Raw genomic sequence first — 1,136 nt, 5'->3', positions numbered from 1 at the left:
GGGCTTCTCGCGCAGTTCCCCGCGCCCCTGGAAGGCTTGCGGCCTCGCCGCTTGCCTTCCTAGGGGGATGGCGCACGCAGTGCGCATCTCAGGGGCGCGGGGAACTGCGCGAGAAGCCCCACGGGCCCGCACTCGCCGACGCGACATCCACCCCTGCGGTGACGACGCGAGGGCATCAGCCCAGCACGCGGTCCACGATGCCCGCCCACTCGGAGACGACCCGCTCCCGCCGGGGGCCGTCGTCGGTCAGCAGATTGGCGAGGCCGAGCCCCCGGGCCATGTCCAGCAGGCCCTGGACCGCTTCCCGCACCCCGGGCACGGACTCGTCGGCATGCAGGAGTTCGAGCGCCATGCGGTGCGTCTCCCGGCCGACCCGGGCCTCCAACTCGGCTACTCTGTCACCGAGTTGGGGCTCGTTGGACGCGGCCACCCACAGGTGCAGGGCCGCCCGGAACAGCGGCCCGGTGTAGAGGTCGACCAGCGCCGCGACCGCCTCGGCCCGGCCCTGCGGCCGCAATGAACGCAGAGCGACCGAGCGCTCCTCCGCGACGTACTCCACGGCCGCCGTGAACAGGTCCTCGCGGGTCGGGAAGTGGTGCTGGGCCGCGCCCCGCGAGACCCCGGCGTGCTCGGCGACGACGGACACCGTGGATCCCGACCAGCCGCGTTCGGCGAGGCAGGCCACCGCCGACTCCAGGAGCCTGCGCCGGGTCAGGCGCGAGCGGTCCTGCTTGGGCAGCGTCGCTTCACGTGGGGTCACCACACCCATGCGGGGTCCCGTCGTTCGAGGAAGGCGGTCATCCCTTCGCGGGCCTGGGACGAGGCGAACAGCCGCGCCGACAGCGCCGTCAGCGGCTCCGCGTCCCGGTCGAAGGCTTCCAGGACCTTAACCGTGAGCAGTTTCTTCGTCTCGGCCAGGCCCTGCGGGGACGCCCTGCGCAGCCCGTCGAGCACGGGCGCCAGCACCTCGTCCGCGTCGGCGCCGGCCGCCGTCACGAGGCCGATGCGCGCCGCCTCCCGCGCGTCGAACCGCTCCCCCGTCAGGTAGTAGCGGGCCACCGCGCGCGGGTCCAGGCGGGGCAGCAGCGGCAGGGAGATCACCGCGGGGGCGACCCCGATGCGCACCTCGGTGAAGG

2 protein-coding genes are annotated in these 1,136 nt (G+C 74.0%); both read right to left on the bottom strand.

Annotated elements, in window-relative coordinates:
• Positions 1–175: 175 nt before the first annotated feature.
• Entirely contained in the window at positions 176–769 is a 594-nt protein-coding gene (locus tag G3I40_RS12085; RefSeq protein ID WP_164302155.1) for a TetR/AcrR family transcriptional regulator, read from the bottom strand.
• On the bottom strand, positions 757–1,136 hold a 380-nt coding region (locus tag G3I40_RS12080; protein WP_239091681.1), incomplete at its 5' end, for an enoyl-CoA hydratase-related protein. The genes G3I40_RS12085 and G3I40_RS12080, both read right to left, overlap by 13 nt.

The organism is Streptomyces sp. SID14478, from assembly GCF_010548525.1.
Classification (GTDB): domain Bacteria; phylum Actinomycetota; class Actinomycetes; order Streptomycetales; family Streptomycetaceae; genus Streptomyces.
Note: the sequence above shows the minus strand (reverse complement) of the source record. Positions and strands in the feature narration are given on the sequence as shown.